Origin of the sequence: Mycoplasma sp. 3341, assembly GCF_051549855.1 — a bacterium.
Lineage (GTDB): Bacteria > Bacillota_I > Bacilli_A > Mycoplasmatales > Metamycoplasmataceae > Metamycoplasma.
The window spans coordinates 177684-193494 of record NZ_CP196080.1 but is presented as its reverse complement, the minus strand read 5'-3'; the positions used below and the strand labels follow the sequence as shown (position 1 = coordinate 193494).

Sequence of the window (15811 nt, the reverse complement as noted above, 5' to 3'; positions counted from 1 at the left end):
CACTTGTCCAAGTTAAGCACATAGAAAACAAAAAAGATAGAATCAAACGATTCTACCTTAAAAAATATCTTTTTTTATTAAGCAGCTTTCATTTGTTCTGCAACTTCAGCAGCAAAGTCAACTACTTTAACTTCAATACCTTCTCCAACTTCAATACGGAATGATTCAACTAGTGATAGTTGGTTGTCATTTAAATATTGAGCAACAGTTTTTGAGTCTTCCATAACAAAAGCTTGGAATAATAAAATTCCTTTTTCATCGTAAGCTTTACGTAATTTACCTTCAAGCATACTTTTTTGCACTTTTTCTGGCAATTTATCTCATTTTGGATTTGATTTAACATCTGCTAAAGCTTCTTCTTCAATTTGAGCTTTTAATTCAGCTGGTAAATCATTTTCTGTATCGTAGTTTGGATTTAAAGCAGCAACGTGCATTGCAACATTACGAGCTGATTCAGCATTTGATCCTTTAACTAAAACAGCTGATGCAATACGATTGTTAGCGTGAGTATAAGCAGCAACTACTTCACCTGCAGCAGGAGTAATTTTAACTACACGACGTAGAGTAATTTTTTCTCCAATTTTTGCCGTTGCATCAGTAACTTTTTGTTCAACAGTTTCTGATCCAATTTTTAATTTCATTACGTCTTCTAGAGTTTCGAAATCATTAGATAGAAAAACGTTTTCGATTTCACTTACTAGAGATTGGAATAATTCATTTTTAGCAACGAAGTCTGTTTCAGAGTTTAATTCAAATAAAACAGCATATTTGTCGTTTTTAGCTGCACGAACAATACCTTCAGCAGCAACTCTTCCTGCTTTTTTAGCGGCTTTAGCTACACCTTTTTCTTGTAGTCAAACAATTGCTTTTTCAATGTCATTGTTTGTTTCTTCTAAAGCTTTTTTACAGTCTAGGAAACCAGCATTGGTACGGTCTCTTAGTTCTTTAATTAATTTTGGTTCTGCGGCCATGATTATTCTCCTTTTGAATTGTTAGGACGACGGAAATTTCTTTTTGGTTGGTCGTTTGCTACTTCTTTTTTAGGATCTTCAGGTAAAACAATAGCATCATCATTTTGGTAAGCAAATAATGCATTTTGTCCTCTTCCTGTTGCAATAGCATCAGCTAGGATTGTTAGGATTAAGGTGATTGATTTTACTGAGTCATCGTTAGCTGGGATTCCGAAATCAACTGCATCTGGATCAGCATTTGAGTCTAGAATTCCAAAAACTTTTACACCTTTTTTGTGTGCTTCTTTAATAGCGATTTCATCTGCTAGTGGAGAAGCAACGATCATAACATTAGGGATTTTTTTCATGTGACGAATACCACTTAGGTTTCTTTGTAACTTAGCGATTTTTTTGTCAAAGTTTAATCCTTCTTTTTTGGTGTATCCTACATACCCACCAGCTTGTTTAGCTTCTAGTTCTGATAGTAAGTTAACACTTTTGAAGATTGTATCTGAGTTTGTTAAGGTTCCACCTAATCAACGTTCAGCAACATATGGTGAATTAACTCTTTTTGCTTGTTCTTCAACTGCTTGTTTAGCTTGTTTTTTAGTTCCAACAAAAATGAATGAAGCACCTTTTTGCGCTGCTCTTTGAATCATTTTGTATGCATATTCTAATGATTTTTGAGTTTTAGCAATGTCAATAACGTGAATACCTTGTCTTTTTTGGTATAGGTATGGTTTCATTTTTGGATTTCATGCACTTGCACGGTGTCCAAAATATGTTCCTGCTTCAAGTAGTTTACTTCTTGAAACGATTTCTTTTTGTGCTTCAGCTTGTACTGGAGCTTTTGTTTCTTGATTTTTGTTTTCCATAAATTTTCCTTTGTTTGTCTTCCCAAAATTTCGAAATGATGGAATCATATACGACACAACCATCAAAATCCATTTTGGTGCTTGATGAAATTAATAAAATAGGTACCAACTAGGTTAGTACTTAAATATTTTAGCATAAAAGCCTCGATAACAAAAACCGGCAAGAAAAAATCTAGCCGAAGCTAGATTAGTGATTATTTAAAAATGTAGTCAAAAATTTGTTCGTAATGTTCGACTGGAATAAATTTGATTACTTTTTTAACTTCATCAGGAACATTTACTAAATCTTTTTCGTTTGATTGTGGAATAAAGACAGTGTCGATACCAAATTTTGAAGCTGCTACTGACTTTTCTTTCAGTCCACCAATTGCTAAAACTTTTCCACGCAGTGTAATTTCTCCTGTCATGGCAATTGTGTGTGGTACTGGACGTTTCGACAATGCTGAGATAATCGATGTTGTAAATGTTACTCCAGCACTTGGCCCATCTTTAGGAACTGCCCCTGCAGGTACGTGAATGTGAATGGTGTTGTCATCAAATTTAAAATCAATGCCAAATTTTTCTGCATTAGCTTTAACATATCCTAGAGCAATTTGTGCCGATTCTTGCATAACTTCTTTCAGCGAACCAGTCAATTTGATTCCTTCTTTTCCTTCAAAAGTTGTTACTTCTATTGGGAGTGTTGAACCACCGTATGGAGTTCAAGCAAGTCCATTAACTGTTCCGATTTGTGGTTCTTTATCATTTTTAGACTCATCATATTTGATTGGCCCTAAAAATTCATCAACTGCACTTAAATCTACAACAAATTCGTCTTTTACTTCTTTGTCTAAAATTTTAACAACTATTTTACGACCGATTTTATCTAGTAAACGACTTAGTTCACGAACTCCGCTTTCTAGTGTGTAGTACTTAATGATATAGTTAATCACATCATCGCTAATTTGGTATTGTTTTTCAGTTAATGAGTTAAATTCAAGAACTTTTGGAAGCAAGTGACGCTTAGCAATTTGTAGTTTTTCAATTGATGTGTATGAACTTAATTCAATCAATTCAACCCTATCGATCAATGCCTCAGGAATTGAATCATAGTAGTTTGCTGTCGCAATAAACAACACTTTCGAAAGATCATATTCAACGTCCAAATAGTGATCTTGGAAGTTTACGTTTTGTTCTGGATCTAAAACCTCTAAAAGTGCTGAAGTAGGATCTCCACGATAATCAGCCGACATTTTATCAATTTCGTCTAATAAAACAACTGGGTTTGAAACACCTGCTTTTTTGATGGCATTAATGATTTTTCCAGGCATTGCCCCTACATAAGTACGACGGTGTCCACGAATTTCAGATTCATCTTTTACACCACCTAAACTTACTTTGATGTATGGTCTTTCTAGAGCATTAGCAATTGAACGAACTAAAGTAGTTTTTCCTACCCCTGGAGGACCAATTAGTGTCAAGATTGGCATTGGTCTTACTGCTTCATTTACAAGACTTCCTTCTTTTGAAACAAATAAGTTTTTGTCAATTAGGTGATCTTTATCGTTAGGAATCTTTACATATTCATTTTTATGTTGATTTTGTGCTTTATTGTGATTCATTACAGCAATAAATTCCAAAATTCTTTCTTTTGGTTTCTTTAAACCATAGTGTTGTGAGTCTAAAACTTTTTTTACATTCTCAATGTCTAAATTTTCTGCTTTTACTTTTCTTCAAGGTAAAACTTGTAATAATTCAATATAATTTTTAGCAATATTTGCCTCGGGGCTTGATGGCATCATCTCTTTGATACGTGCTTTTTCTTTGGCAATTGTTGTTTTAACAACATCTGGATAAAGTAGATTTAATTCACTATTTTTGATTGTTTTTTCGTATTGTGTTTCTTCTTCATTACCACCTAGTGAATCTTGAATTATTCTCATTCTTTCACGTAGTAAGTATTCTTTTTGTTGTGAGTCTAATTCATTTCTTAGAGCAGCATCAATTTCTTCATCAATAACATTTAATTGTCTTAGTTTAATAAATCCTGAAATTGCTAACGAAAGTTTTTCAACATAATCGTTTTGTTCAAAAATTTTATATCTATCTTCAAAATCCAGTTTTGAAACTGAACCTAACAAAATATCAGCAAAAGGCATTAAATCTTCAGCTGTATAAATTGTTTCAATTGGCGCTGTAAAAGCTTCTGAACTTTCACTATTGATAACTTTTTGCAATGCTTTTGCAAGTTTTGATAATAATGCTTTAGCTAAATTTAAGTCAGAAACATATTCTCTTACTTCTTCAACAACAGCACTTGCATTAGACATTAATTCAGGAATGTCTTCATTTGATAAAACAGTTAAATCCTTTAGTTCTAAAAGTTTTACTTTTTTAAGTGCTTTGAAGTTTATATCTTTTACTTTTGATTGACCGTTGACTGGTTCTCAAGTTACTACTGTTCCGTATTCTAAATAATCATCAAAAGTTAATTCACCAGTTTTATTTAGACTGCTTGGTTTAATTGGGAAAAGCGCCATTACATTGGCATTATGATCTTCAGCATGTTTTCAAATCGATAGGCTGCGAGTCTTACCAACTTTAATTTTTTTAGTTTCGCCCACTGCAACAAAATCATTTCTTAGTCCGATAAATGGGTATTGCATTCTTGCTCCTTTCTAAGTTGTCCTAATTATAGCATAAATTAGCACTCAACAATGTAATGTGCTAAAAATACAAAAAGCCCAAATTGGGCTTAAAATTTTAAATCCTTGGTTCCAAAAATACGATCACCTGCATCTCCTAAACCTGGAATTATGTACTTTTTATCATTTAGATGTGAATCTTGACATGCTAAGAAGATATCAACATCGCTAAATGAAGAAGTAATCTTTTTAATTCCTTGCTCAACACCAACCAAACAAACTAGTTTAATGTTGCTAAAGCCATCTTTTTTTAGCTCATTGATAGCGCATCGTAAGCACTTGTTCCGGTTGCTAACATCGGATCAACAACCATTACAACACTGTCTTTGGCAACATCTGGAATTTTGTAGAAATATTTATGAACTTGAAATGTTTTTTCATCGCGATATAAGCCAATATGACCTACTCTTGCCTGTGGAATTAGATTTAAAATTCCATCTACCATCCCTAGTCCTGCTCTTAAAATTGGAACAATAACAATTTCTTTATCTAAAATGTATCCAGTTGTTTGCGTTTCTGTCGGCGTAATGATCGATATTTGTTTAGGTTCGTAATCACGCATTATTTCAAAAACCATTAATGAAGCAATTTCATTAAGATTTTTACGAAATTCTTCATGCGGTGTATCTTTTTGACGCATTGTCGTCAATTTCGTTTTAATAAGCGGGTGATCAAAAATCTTTACCATAAGATTAGTCCTTTTTGAAGATTTCAACTGATTTTGACATACCGAATCTTGTTGCACCCAACTGGTACATTTTTTCCATATCTTCTCAAGTTTTAATTCCACCGGCTGCTTTAATTTCAATTTTGTCACCTACAACATCTTTCATAATTTCGATGTCTTCAAAACTTGCTCCACGGTATGAAAATCCAGTTGATGTTTTGACAAAATCCGCTCCTGAAGCTAAAACTATTTCAGTTGCTTTTCTTATTTCTTCGTTAGTTAATAAAGCAGTCTCAATGATTACTTTTAGAATTTTGTCTTTACATTCTTTTTTAATTTCTTTGATTTCATTTAAAACAAAATCGTATTGTCCTTGTTTGAAACGACCAATATTAATTACCATATCGATTTCATCGGCTCCGTGTGCCAAAGCTAATTTTGTTTCATGAACTTTAGCCTGTGTTACCATAGCTCCTAATGGAAAACCTACTACTGTACAAACTATAGTATTTGAATTGGCTAATTTTTCTTTGGCATGTTTAATTCAAGTTGGATTTATACACACACTTTTGAAATCGTATTGGATTGCTTCATTGATTAATTTATCAATTTCTTTTTGAGTAGCTTCTGGTTTTAGTAAGGTGTGATCCACCATTCTGTTGTATTGCATTTTGCTCCTAACGCATCTTTTTAAAAATAATTGGATTATCAATAGGTTTTTGATTGAATTTGTATGATTTTTCTATTTCTTCAATAACCTCATTATTAATTGGTTTTGATGAATAAAAAGTAAACAATGTTTCACCTTTTTTAACATACTCATTTGTCACTTTGTTTAAATAAATTCCTGCTTCGAAATCTAGCATATCTTCTTTTGTTTGTCTTCCTGCACCTAGTTTCATTGCTGCTAGACCAAAATCAAGAGCACTAGTAATTTCTAAATAACCTTCGTTTTCACTCTTTAATTCATAAGTATATTGTGGCTTAAATCAATCTTTTGATTCAAGAACTTCAGTGTTTCCACCTTGGTTTTTAATTCAAGCTAGAAACATTTTATAAGCAGTACCATTTTCAAGATATTGCTTAATTAGATCGTATGCTTGTTTTTCTGAACTAACTTTTTTAGTTTCTAATAAAAATGCTGATGCTGAAGAATAAATTAGTTGCTTGAAATCTTCAGGACCATGCCCTTTTAATGTTTCAATTGCTTCCAAAACTTCAATTTTATTACCAATAGCACGACCTAAAGGTTGTTGCATATTGGTTATTTCAACCATTACTTTTTTACCTAAATTTTTTCCAATATCAATCATTTGTTGACCCAATTCAGTAGCCTGCTCAATATTTTTCATAAAAGCCCCTGAACCACATTTGACGTCTAACAAAATAACATTTGAACCAGTTGCTAGTTTTTTAGACATGATACTTGAAGCAATTAAAGGTATTGATTGTACTGTTCCGGTAACATCTCTTAAAGCATAGATTTTCTTATCAGCTGGAACCAGTTTTTCGTCTTGTCCTACTAAAGCAATGTTTAATTCTTCAACTGCCTGTTTGAATTCTTGGTCGCTTAAACTTACTTTAAAACCTTCGATAGATTCCAATTTATCAATAGTTCCACCAGTTTGTGCAAGTCCACGTCCTGACATCTTTGCTACTTTTAATCCTAAACTAGCTAAAAGAGGCATCAACACTAGGCTTGTTTTGTCACCGACACCACCTGTTGAATGTTTATCAACAATATCAGTGTTTAGATATGATCAATCTAGAACTTTTCCAGAATTCATCATAGCTTCGGTCATATAGGCAGTTTCTTTATCGGTCATCGAGTTCAAACGAATAGCCATTAAGAAAGCTGACATTTGATAATCAGGAATTAAATTTTGAGTATAAGAATTTATTATTCAGTTAATTTCTTCTTTAGTTAAAGTAATTTTGTTTACTTTTTTATCAATTAAGTCTACCATTCGCATAATTAACCTGCCAATGATAATGCTAATTCCATCATTTTGTTGAATGCTTTTTCACGCTCTTCTGATGATGTATATTGGTGAGTTACAAGATTATCACTAATTGTTAAAATACATGCTGCTTTTTTGTTTAGTTTTTCAGCTACAGTGAATAGTCCATAACTTTCCATTTCAACACACACAGCACCTTGTGAATTTTTAATTCTTGTATCAACTGCTACATCTGTGTAAAAAGCATCTTCTGAATAAACGTGTTCTAAACGAACTGGAATGTTTAATTGTTTAGCATTTTTTAAAATTTGATTATTTAATTCTTCTGAAGGATAAACAATATTTTCTTCAGTTCCTAAAAAAGCTTTTCTGAATGAAGTGTTTTCTCCAAAACAGCTTTTTGTTAAAACAATATCATATAGAGCTAAATCTTCAACGAAGGCTCCACTTGAACCAATTCTAACAATTGATTCTGCATCATAAAAGTTAAATAATTCATATGCGTAAATCCCGATTGAAGGGATACCCATACCTGAGGCACAGACACTAACTTCATGTCCGTGGTATTTACCTGTATACATTAAAACATTTCTAACATTTGATACTAAACGAGGATTTTCTAAGTATTTTTCAGCAATGAATTTTGCTCTTAGAGGATCTCCTGGCATCAAAACTAGTTTAGCAATGTCGCCTTTTTTGGCATTAATGTGTGGTGTCATTTTGTCTCCTAATAGTTGTAAATTTCAGGTATTTTCTACCATATTAATTTTATCACAAAGACACAATCGGCTTGGTGGTATGACAAGGCTAAATTTCAAAAGAGGTAATCATTTTTGCTCCTTCATTTATAAGTTCGTTATTGTTGTTTTTTTCATCGTTTTCAGTGCTTGGAAATGCATATACATCTTTATTTCTATCAATGAAATGGTCGATCAATTTATCAATATTTTTATCCTCTTTTAAAGAAGAAAAAATAACTAACTTACTTGCTAACGAAGAACATAATCGCTTGGTTGCTTCAAAATGTTTCTTTTCCAATTTCTTAACTGGTTTATATAATTCACTGATAATCACCAAATTGTCATTTATAGCTGATATTTTTAGTTTATCTAGTGTACTTTGAGTATCGAGTGTTGAAATTAAAATTACTGGTTTGTTTGCATCATAAAATTTTCAAAATATGTAGCGTTCTACTTCATTATGAACTGTGGTCACTAGGCTACAATCAATATTTTTTAATTTTTCAAACACCATATCAATCAAGGCTTCTATCTTAGTGTCTAAATATGCTCCTGTAAATGCTAATTTGTTCTTATTATGTAAATTTTGTATTTTGCCTTGATAAAACAGAGTAAAAGGCGGTTTAGCTAAACGTAAAAATTCATCGGGATAATTTCTATTAAAAAGTGATAAGCAATTGCTAAATTTATCTTCAATATTTTCTAGTTCTTCATCTTTAATAGGTTCTTGTTGTTCTAAAGCATGGTAAATTTTGTCTCAATCACCATTGTATTTAATTGAAAAATATTTTACAATTTCATTCATTTTGTCTCTCCTACCTATTAAAGTAAAAAAACCGATCATTTTTGAAACAAAATTTGATATTTTTGTTGTCTTTGCTGAAGCTAAAAAAATAGCAAAAAAGTCGCAAACCAAAGTTGCGACTTTACTTTATTATAATCAAAATTTAAGTATATGTTGTGCCTTGATAATTACTATTATCTTGAATTGTTCAAGGCTTTTTTGATATTGATTTCTTCGATAAAAGAGTATTTTTTTGAGTCTTTGTCTTCAGTATAAGTAGTTTTTAAGTTTAAAGGTTCTGTTGAAATGTTATTTACAATGATGTCAATTCTATCAGCACGTGAGTGCACGATACCTTTATTAACATAAAAAACTTTTCTTTCTGAAGCATCAATTCCTGAACCACCAACAAATAATTGACTGGTTACAATAGCTGCGGTAAATTCTAAACAATTTGCTTGTAAACCAATGTATCCTTCAGTTGTTTTTAGAGTAACAATATCTGTTTTAGTTTCTAAAAAACTTCCATAAGGAGTGGTTATTGTGACTGAAATTAAACTACTTGCCATTTGCTAGTTTTTGTGCTTTTTGCACTACTTCTTCAATTGTTCCAACATATAAGAAAGCTTCTTCAGGTAAGTCATCGTATTTACCTGCCAAGATTTCTCCGAATGAACGAACTGTATCTTTTAATTTAATGTATTTACCTTGGTAACCTGAGAATTTTTCAGCAACGAAGAATGGTTGTGATAAAAAGTTCCGAATACGACGAGCACGAGCAACAACTTTTTTATCTTCTTCACTCAATTCGTCCATTCCCAAAATTGCAATAATGTCTTGTAGTTCTTTGAATCTTTGTAAAATATTTTGAACTCCACGAGCAACATTGTAGTGTTCTGTTCCAATTACTTGTGGATCTAGTAGACGTGATCCTGAAGCAAGTGGGTCAATAGCAGGATAAATTCCTAAAGCTGCAATGTTACGGTCAAGAACTGTTTTAGCATCAAGGTGAGTAAAGGTTGTAGCAGGAGCAGGGTCAGTTAAGTCATCGGCTGGCACATAAACAGCTTGAACCGAAGTAATTGATCCTTGTTTGGTTGAAGTAATTCTTTCTTGCAATGAACCCATTTCAGTTGCTAGTGTTGGTTGATATCCAACGGCTGAAGGCATACGCCCTAACAGAGCACTAACTTCACTACCAGCTTGAGTGAAACGGAAGATGTTGTCAATGAATAAAAGCACATCTTGATTTTCACGATCACGGAAGTGTTCGGCCATTGTTAGAGCTGTAAAAGCAACTCTCATCCGAGCTCCAGGAGGCTCGTTCATTTGTCCGAATACTAAAGCAGTTTTATCTAAAACTCCACTTGCTTCCATTTCGTGGTAAAGGTCATTTCCTTCACGTGTTCTTTCTCCTACTCCGGCGAAAACACTTATTCCCCCGTGTTGAGTAGCGATGTTATTAATTAATTCTTGAATTAGAACGGTTTTACCAACTCCAGCTCCACCAAAAAGACCAATTTTCCCTCCTTTAACATAAGGCATTAATAGATCGACAACTTTAATTCCTGTTTCTAGAATTTCAATTGTTGATTTTTGGTCTTCAAAAGCAGGTGCAGGGCGGTAAATAGGTTCATATTTAACATTGCTATAGTCGAAATTTTTGCCATCAATAGCATCCCCTAAAACGTTAAACATTCTTGAAAGCACTTGTGCTCCAACTGGTACACTAATTGGCGCTCCAGTGTCAATAACTTCTAGTCCACGGCGCAAACCGAATGTTAAGTCCATTGAAATTGTCCGTACTGTGTCATTTCCAATTTGTTGTGCTACTTCGAAAACATACTTTTTATTTTCAAAATTTAGCACTAAAGCATTGTTGATAAAAGGAACGTGTCCTTCACTAAATTGAACGTCGACAACAGGTCCTAAAATTTGAACAATTTTTCCAACGTTTGTTTTTTTATTTTCTGACATATAACTCCTTTCTTAAGAATTTGAACCACTGATGATTTCAGTGATTTCTTGAGTAATTTTTGCTTGTCTTGAACGGTTGTAATTTAATTGCAATTCGCCAATTAATTCATTTGCATTATCAGTTGCATTTTCCATCGCAGTTCTTCTTGCACTAGTTTCACTCAATTTTGCATGTGCTAAAGCCAAATAAATACTTGCTTCAAAATAGATAATGAATGAAGAAGCCAAAATCTTAGTTGCACTTGGTTCATAAATTGATAAATCGGTGCGATTAATTTCTTGTGTTCTTCCAGTGTGCTGCAATGGAAAAATTTGTTTAATTTTCGGTTCAGTAGTGATTGAGTTAATGTACTGAGTGTAAATGATATTTACCTCTGAAATGTGAACTTTTTGAATCACATCGTAGATTTTTTGACTAATGATTTGTGTCAAAGAATAGTCTAAACTATCTCCAACGTGAATAAATGACTGAATAACTTGATCACCATATTTTTCGTTTAAAAAGTTAAGAATTTTACTTCCTAAAACAATAAATAATGGTTTTTCATCGTTTAAATCACGAATCATTTTGTATAAATTAGCATTGTATGCACCACAAAGACCTAAATCAGAACCAATTACTATATAAAGTTTTTGTGGTTTTGTGTCTTTAGGAGATTGTGAGTTAAGGATTTTATTAATATCCTCAGCATGTAAGAGAATGTTGTCAAAAACAGCCATTACCCGATCATAGTAAACATTTATTTTATTGAAATCGGTTTTGATTTTGGCAATTTTGGCAGTGGCCACTAATTCCATTGCTTTAGTAATTTTCTTAGTGGTTGTTACTGATTCAATTCTGTGTTTGATTCCTAATAAATCAGCCATTATGCAGGAATAGCGTTGTATTGACTACTATCGTAGTTAGGAATAGTCTTTAAGAATGTATTAAGAATAAAATCAGTTAATAATTCTTTTAGATTTGCTACTAATTCATTATCAAATTGTTTGTCTTGTTGTAATTTCATTTTTAGTGACATTGCTTTTTTGTCTTGCTTGAAAAATGATAGTACTTCATTTTTAAATAAAGCAATATACTCAACTGGAATAGGGTTAGTTAAACGATATTTGATACAAAATAGCAATAATGCTTGGTCATATTGGTCTAAAGGTGAGTATTGTGCTTGTTTTAGAAATTCGTAAACTTTAGCTCCATGTTCTAAGATCATACGAGTATTTTCATCAAGATCTGAACCAAATTGAGCAAATGCTTGCATTTCGTTGTATTGTGCTAATTCAAGTTTTAGTGAACCTGAAACTTGTTTAATAGCTTTAATTTGTGCACTACCCCCTACCCGACTAACACTAAATCCAACGTCAACAGCTGGTCTTTGTCCTGAATTGAACAAACTTTCTTTAGTAAAAATTTGTCCGTCAGTGATTGAAATTACGTTAGTTGGAATATAAGCTGAAATATCTCCCGCTTGAGTCTCAACAATTGGTAAGGCAGTACATGAACCACCACCATTTTCTTTGTTTAAACGTGCACTACGCTCTAAAAGTTGTGAGTGTAGATAGAAAACATCTCCAGGGTATGCTTCACGTCCAGGAGGACGACGCAATAACAATGATAGTGTCCGGTAAGCAACAGCGTGTTTTGATAAGTCATCATAAATAATTAAAACTTCTTTACCGTGTTCCATTCACTCTTCAGCAATAGTGATTCCAGTGTATGGAGCAATATATTGCAATGGTGAAGCTTCACTAGCTCCAGCATTAATGATTGTTGTGTAACTTAAAGCATCATTAGCTTTTAAAGTTTCTACAATTTGGCTAACAGTTGAATTTTTTTGTCCGATTGCAACATAAATACATAAAACATTTTTACCTTTTTGGTTCAATATTGTATCAATAGCAATGGCGGTTTTTCCTGTTTGACGGTCACCGATGATTAGTTCACGTTGTCCTTTTCCAATTGGAACTAAGGCATCAATGGCTAGGATTCCAGTTTCTAGTGGTTGATTAACTTCTTCACGAGTCATAATACCAGGAGCAACTTTGAAAATTTCTGAATAATAAGAAGCAGAAATTGGGCCTTTTCCATCGATTGGGTTAGCAAGAGCATCCACTACACGCCCTAAAAGTCCATCTCCAACTGGAGTTGAAATAACTTTATTAGTTCTTTTAACTTCGCTTCCTTCAGTAATTTTTTCATCATTTCCTAAGATAACAACTCCGGCTAGTTCTTCTTCTAAGTTTAGAACCATTCCATAAACATCATTTTCAAAGGCAATTAGTTCTCCTAGTTTAGCGTTATCTAAACCACTAATAAGAGCAATACCATCTCCAACGGTAACAACCTCACCAATTTCAGCTGTTTCAATTTGCTTTGCAAAATTTTTGACTTGATTTTTAATAATTGCACTTAAGCTTGTTGGTTTTAAAGCCATGGTTACCTCCTTTTAATTTAAAATAGTTTGCTTCATTTTTTTCAACTGAGCCAGGATTGAATTGTCAACAACATTATCCCCGATAACGATTTTGATACCACCAATAAGATTTGGCTCAAGTTTATTAACGAGAATGATGTTTTTGTTAAATTTGGTTGTCATTTTTTGTTCAAAATCTTTTATTTCTTGTTCACTTAATTTGATTGTTGAATAAATAATTCCTTGTTCGATATTTTTCTTTTCGTAATACATTTGTTGGAATTTAGCAAAAATGTCACATGTTAAACCGATTGTACGATTACGCACTAAGACTTTCAAAAAATCAATTAAGATTGGTTGTCCATTGTGCATAATGTCATCAATTAATTTGAATTTTTGCTCATCTTCAAGTGAATAAGATTTTAAAATTTTTAAAATTTCTTTATTTACGTTAATTGCTATATCAATAGCTTGAAAATCATTGAAGATATTTTCAAGATTATTATCCTCATCTGCTAGTTCATAAATGGCCAATGCATAGTTAGCAATTTGTTCACTATAGTTCATTGTTTGCCTCTTCTAGCAATTGTTGGATCATTTTCTTGTTTTCTTCATCTTTGATTTCTCTTCCTAAAATTTTCTGGCTGATTTCGATTGCATTTTCAACAATAATTTTCTTTTGTTGACTTTCAAAATCTCTTCAGCTTTTAGTGATTGAATTGTTAGCTTGTTCGATGATTGAGTGTGCCTTGTTTTTTGCTTCTTCAGTTTTGTCATCTATGATTTTTTCACTGTCGATTTTGGCATCATTAATCATTTTGTCAATTCTTTTGTATGTGTCTAAAAGCGATTCATTTGCTTCATTTTTAATTTTTAAAGCATCTTCTTTAGCTTTTACAGCGTCATCAATGTTTTGTTGAATATAGTTTTGTCTTCTTTTTAGCATTTTTTTAGCAGGACGATATGCTAATAAAACTAGAATTGTGACTGCTAAAAGAAAGAATGTTAAAGTAAAAAGAAAATAAGGTCATGAGAAAGAAAAAGTTTCGAAAATATCTCTTAGTTTTTGTGAAACTGTTTCTTCTTTCATAACTACTAAAGCTGTGTTTTGCATAAAATTAAACGAAAATTAGTAAGAATGAGATAACTAAACAGTAAATAGCTGAAGTTTCAACGAATGATAGACCGATAAGCATTAAGCTGGTTAGTTTTGATCTTGCTTCTGGGTTTCTTCCGATTGCTTCAACAGTTTTACCAACTAAATAACCTTGTCCCATTCCGGCTCCACCAGCACCGACCATTGCGATACCAGCACCAACTAAAGCTAGACCATAAGCTAGACCTGCTGCTTCGCTAGCAGTTCCATTGTCTTTGATTTGTGAAATGTTAAATAAATTTGTAACTAATTCTGTATTCATAAAATTCTCCTTTATGCGGTTTGATTAACAACCATTGTTTCCATTTGTTGGTTGATTTTTTTTCGTTTTTCTTTTTTCACTTCTTCACCCACGGCTGTCGCTCAATAACTCATTGTCAGAACCGTGAAGACAAATGCTTGAAGAAGCGAGTCAAACATGTCAAAATACAAACTTGCAAATGGCATGATAATTAATGCTATAACGTTAAATGTCAAAGCTGATTCATTATTTCCTACAACAAAACGTCATAAGTAAGTAAATAAACCATGCAATAAAAGCATTAATAAAACACCACCAGTGATGTTTCCGAACATACGGAAACTAAGTGAAAGAATAGGTGAAAAAATACCTGGTCAACTGATTGGATTTAATCATTCTTTAAAATATCTTATTTTTTGGCAACTTATACCAATAACAAAAGTCATAATTCAAGTAACGGAAGTGATTGCCAAGACGAAAGTAAGTGATGTTCCGACTGGTGCGAGTCCGGCGACTCCGACTAGGTTACCTAAGGCTAAAAAGATGAATAAACCAAAGAAATATGGCGAAAACTTATTTAGTTTTGAATCTGTCATATTGTCAGTTAAATCTTCAATAAAATAAATGTAACTTTCAACTACAACAACAATTTTCGAAGGTACTTCGTTTTCTTTTGTTTTACGAATCATGAAGTAAAGTGTTATGCTTGCTAAAACAATCATGATGAAAACAACGGCTAAACTAAATAATTGGTTTAAAGATAATACTTTTGGTCCTCATGCTTGAGGATTAGATAGTCGCCCATGATTAAAAATCTTGTCCATTTATCTCCTTTCTCTTATTTTTTTTACTGATAGTAAATGCAAGGCAAAACGAAAGTGGTAAAACGGTGATTGCAAGGCAATAAAAAACAATATTGATTGGATATAAACCACCATGTAAATGGCTAAAACCGATTTTGTTTGTGACATAACGATTAAACAAAAAAAGTCCAAGCAAGATACAGGCTGTCAAGATAATACTGACATAAACCATTCCGATTGCTTGTAATTTACTATATTTTTTATTTGCAAACTTGTTATAGATTCAATAATCCACAACTAATATTGCTAAAGAATTTGTTAGTCCTACCAAATAACCCCACAAATATGTATAGGTTTGAGTCTTAACAAAGGCTAAAACCAATAGACTAACAAGCAAAAAGCTGTGAAATAAAAATAAAATTCTTCCTAAGTAATTTAAAAATCTTTTATCAAAATATTTCATAACTTGTCTCATTTTGGGTTAATTGAATTATAGCACCATTAATTGAGAAATGAAAATGCAAAATTAAAAAAACATGCCGGTTTATTGGCATGTTTTCATTAA

At 32.4% G+C, this 15811-nt stretch carries 16 protein-coding genes and 1 pseudogene; all 17 read right to left on the bottom strand.

The window, feature by feature from the left end:
* Positions 1-77: 77 nt before the first annotated feature.
* The 17 genes and pseudogenes from tsf to ACSH40_RS00810 all read right to left on the bottom strand — a co-directional run bounded on the left by tsf (position 78) and on the right by ACSH40_RS00810 (position 15721).
* Positions 78-971 carry a translation elongation factor Ts gene (tsf, locus tag ACSH40_RS00890; RefSeq protein ID WP_438341689.1) on the bottom strand — a complete coding sequence of 298 codons (894 nt, stop codon included), beginning with the start codon at positions 969-971 and terminating at the stop codon, positions 78-80.
* Between the two features lie 2 nt (positions 972-973).
* On the bottom strand, positions 974-1825 hold the full coding sequence (gene rpsB, locus ACSH40_RS00885) for a 30S ribosomal protein S2 (RefSeq protein ID WP_438341688.1): 852 nt from the start codon (positions 1823-1825) through the stop codon (positions 974-976).
* A 194-nt stretch (positions 1826-2019) separates the two neighbouring features.
* Entirely contained in the window at positions 2020-4470 is a 2451-nt protein-coding gene (gene lon / locus ACSH40_RS00880) for an endopeptidase La (RefSeq protein ID WP_438341687.1), read from the bottom strand.
* 89 nt (positions 4471-4559) lie between these two features.
* Positions 4560-5197, bottom strand: a pseudogene (upp, locus tag ACSH40_RS00875) (uracil phosphoribosyltransferase).
* A 4-nt stretch (positions 5198-5201) separates the two neighbouring features.
* Entirely contained in the window at positions 5202-5846 is a 645-nt protein-coding gene (gene deoC / locus ACSH40_RS00870; RefSeq protein ID WP_438341686.1) for a deoxyribose-phosphate aldolase, read from the bottom strand.
* Between the two features lie 7 nt (positions 5847-5853).
* Complete coding sequence (locus ACSH40_RS00865) at positions 5854-7143, bottom strand: thymidine phosphorylase (RefSeq protein ID WP_438341685.1); 1290 nt, start codon at positions 7141-7143, stop codon at positions 5854-5856.
* Between the two features lie 8 nt (positions 7144-7151).
* Positions 7152-7898, bottom strand: coding sequence for a purine-nucleoside phosphorylase (deoD, locus tag ACSH40_RS00860; RefSeq protein ID WP_438341684.1), 747 nt, complete (start codon positions 7896-7898; stop codon positions 7152-7154).
* Positions 7899-7944: 46 nt separating this feature from the next.
* On the bottom strand, positions 7945-8682 hold the full coding sequence (locus tag ACSH40_RS00855) for a DNA-processing protein DprA (protein WP_438341683.1): 738 nt from the start codon (positions 8680-8682) through the stop codon (positions 7945-7947).
* A 173-nt stretch (positions 8683-8855) separates the two neighbouring features.
* Positions 8856-9230 carry a hypothetical protein gene (locus tag ACSH40_RS00850; protein WP_438341682.1) on the bottom strand — a complete coding sequence of 125 codons (375 nt, stop codon included), beginning with the start codon at positions 9228-9230 and terminating at the stop codon, positions 8856-8858.
* The gene (atpD, locus tag ACSH40_RS00845; protein ID WP_438341681.1) at positions 9220-10638 is read right to left on the bottom strand and encodes a F0F1 ATP synthase subunit beta; all 1419 of its coding nucleotides are present in this window, start codon (positions 10636-10638) and stop codon (positions 9220-9222) included. The genes ACSH40_RS00850 and atpD overlap by 11 nt, the downstream gene beginning before the upstream one ends.
* Before the next feature lie 12 nt (positions 10639-10650).
* Positions 10651-11505, bottom strand: coding sequence for an ATP synthase F1 subunit gamma (gene atpG, locus ACSH40_RS00840; protein ID WP_438341680.1), 855 nt, complete (start codon positions 11503-11505; stop codon positions 10651-10653).
* Positions 11505-13067: a F0F1 ATP synthase subunit alpha gene (gene atpA / locus ACSH40_RS00835; protein WP_438341679.1), complete on the bottom strand. Its 1563-nt coding sequence runs from the start codon at positions 13065-13067 to the stop codon at positions 11505-11507. The genes atpG and atpA overlap by 1 nt, the downstream gene beginning before the upstream one ends.
* Before the next feature lie 12 nt (positions 13068-13079).
* Positions 13080-13613: a F0F1 ATP synthase subunit delta gene (locus ACSH40_RS00830; protein WP_438341678.1), complete on the bottom strand. Its 534-nt coding sequence runs from the start codon at positions 13611-13613 to the stop codon at positions 13080-13082.
* Positions 13603-14160 (bottom strand): F0F1 ATP synthase subunit B family protein, encoded by a 558-nt coding sequence (locus tag ACSH40_RS00825; RefSeq protein WP_438341677.1) that lies wholly within the window; start codon positions 14158-14160, stop codon positions 13603-13605. Before ACSH40_RS00825 ends, ACSH40_RS00830 begins: the two co-directional genes overlap by 11 nt.
* A gap of 4 nt (positions 14161-14164) precedes the next feature.
* Positions 14165-14464 carry an ATP synthase F0 subunit C gene (gene atpE, locus ACSH40_RS00820; RefSeq protein WP_438341676.1) on the bottom strand — a complete coding sequence of 100 codons (300 nt, stop codon included), beginning with the start codon at positions 14462-14464 and terminating at the stop codon, positions 14165-14167.
* An 11-nt stretch (positions 14465-14475) separates the two neighbouring features.
* On the bottom strand, positions 14476-15267 hold the full coding sequence (locus tag ACSH40_RS00815) for a F0F1 ATP synthase subunit A (RefSeq protein WP_438341675.1): 792 nt from the start codon (positions 15265-15267) through the stop codon (positions 14476-14478).
* On the bottom strand, positions 15251-15721 hold the full coding sequence (locus tag ACSH40_RS00810) for a hypothetical protein (protein ID WP_438341674.1): 471 nt from the start codon (positions 15719-15721) through the stop codon (positions 15251-15253). Before ACSH40_RS00810 ends, ACSH40_RS00815 begins: the two co-directional genes overlap by 17 nt.
* Positions 15722-15811: the final 90 nt, after the last annotated feature.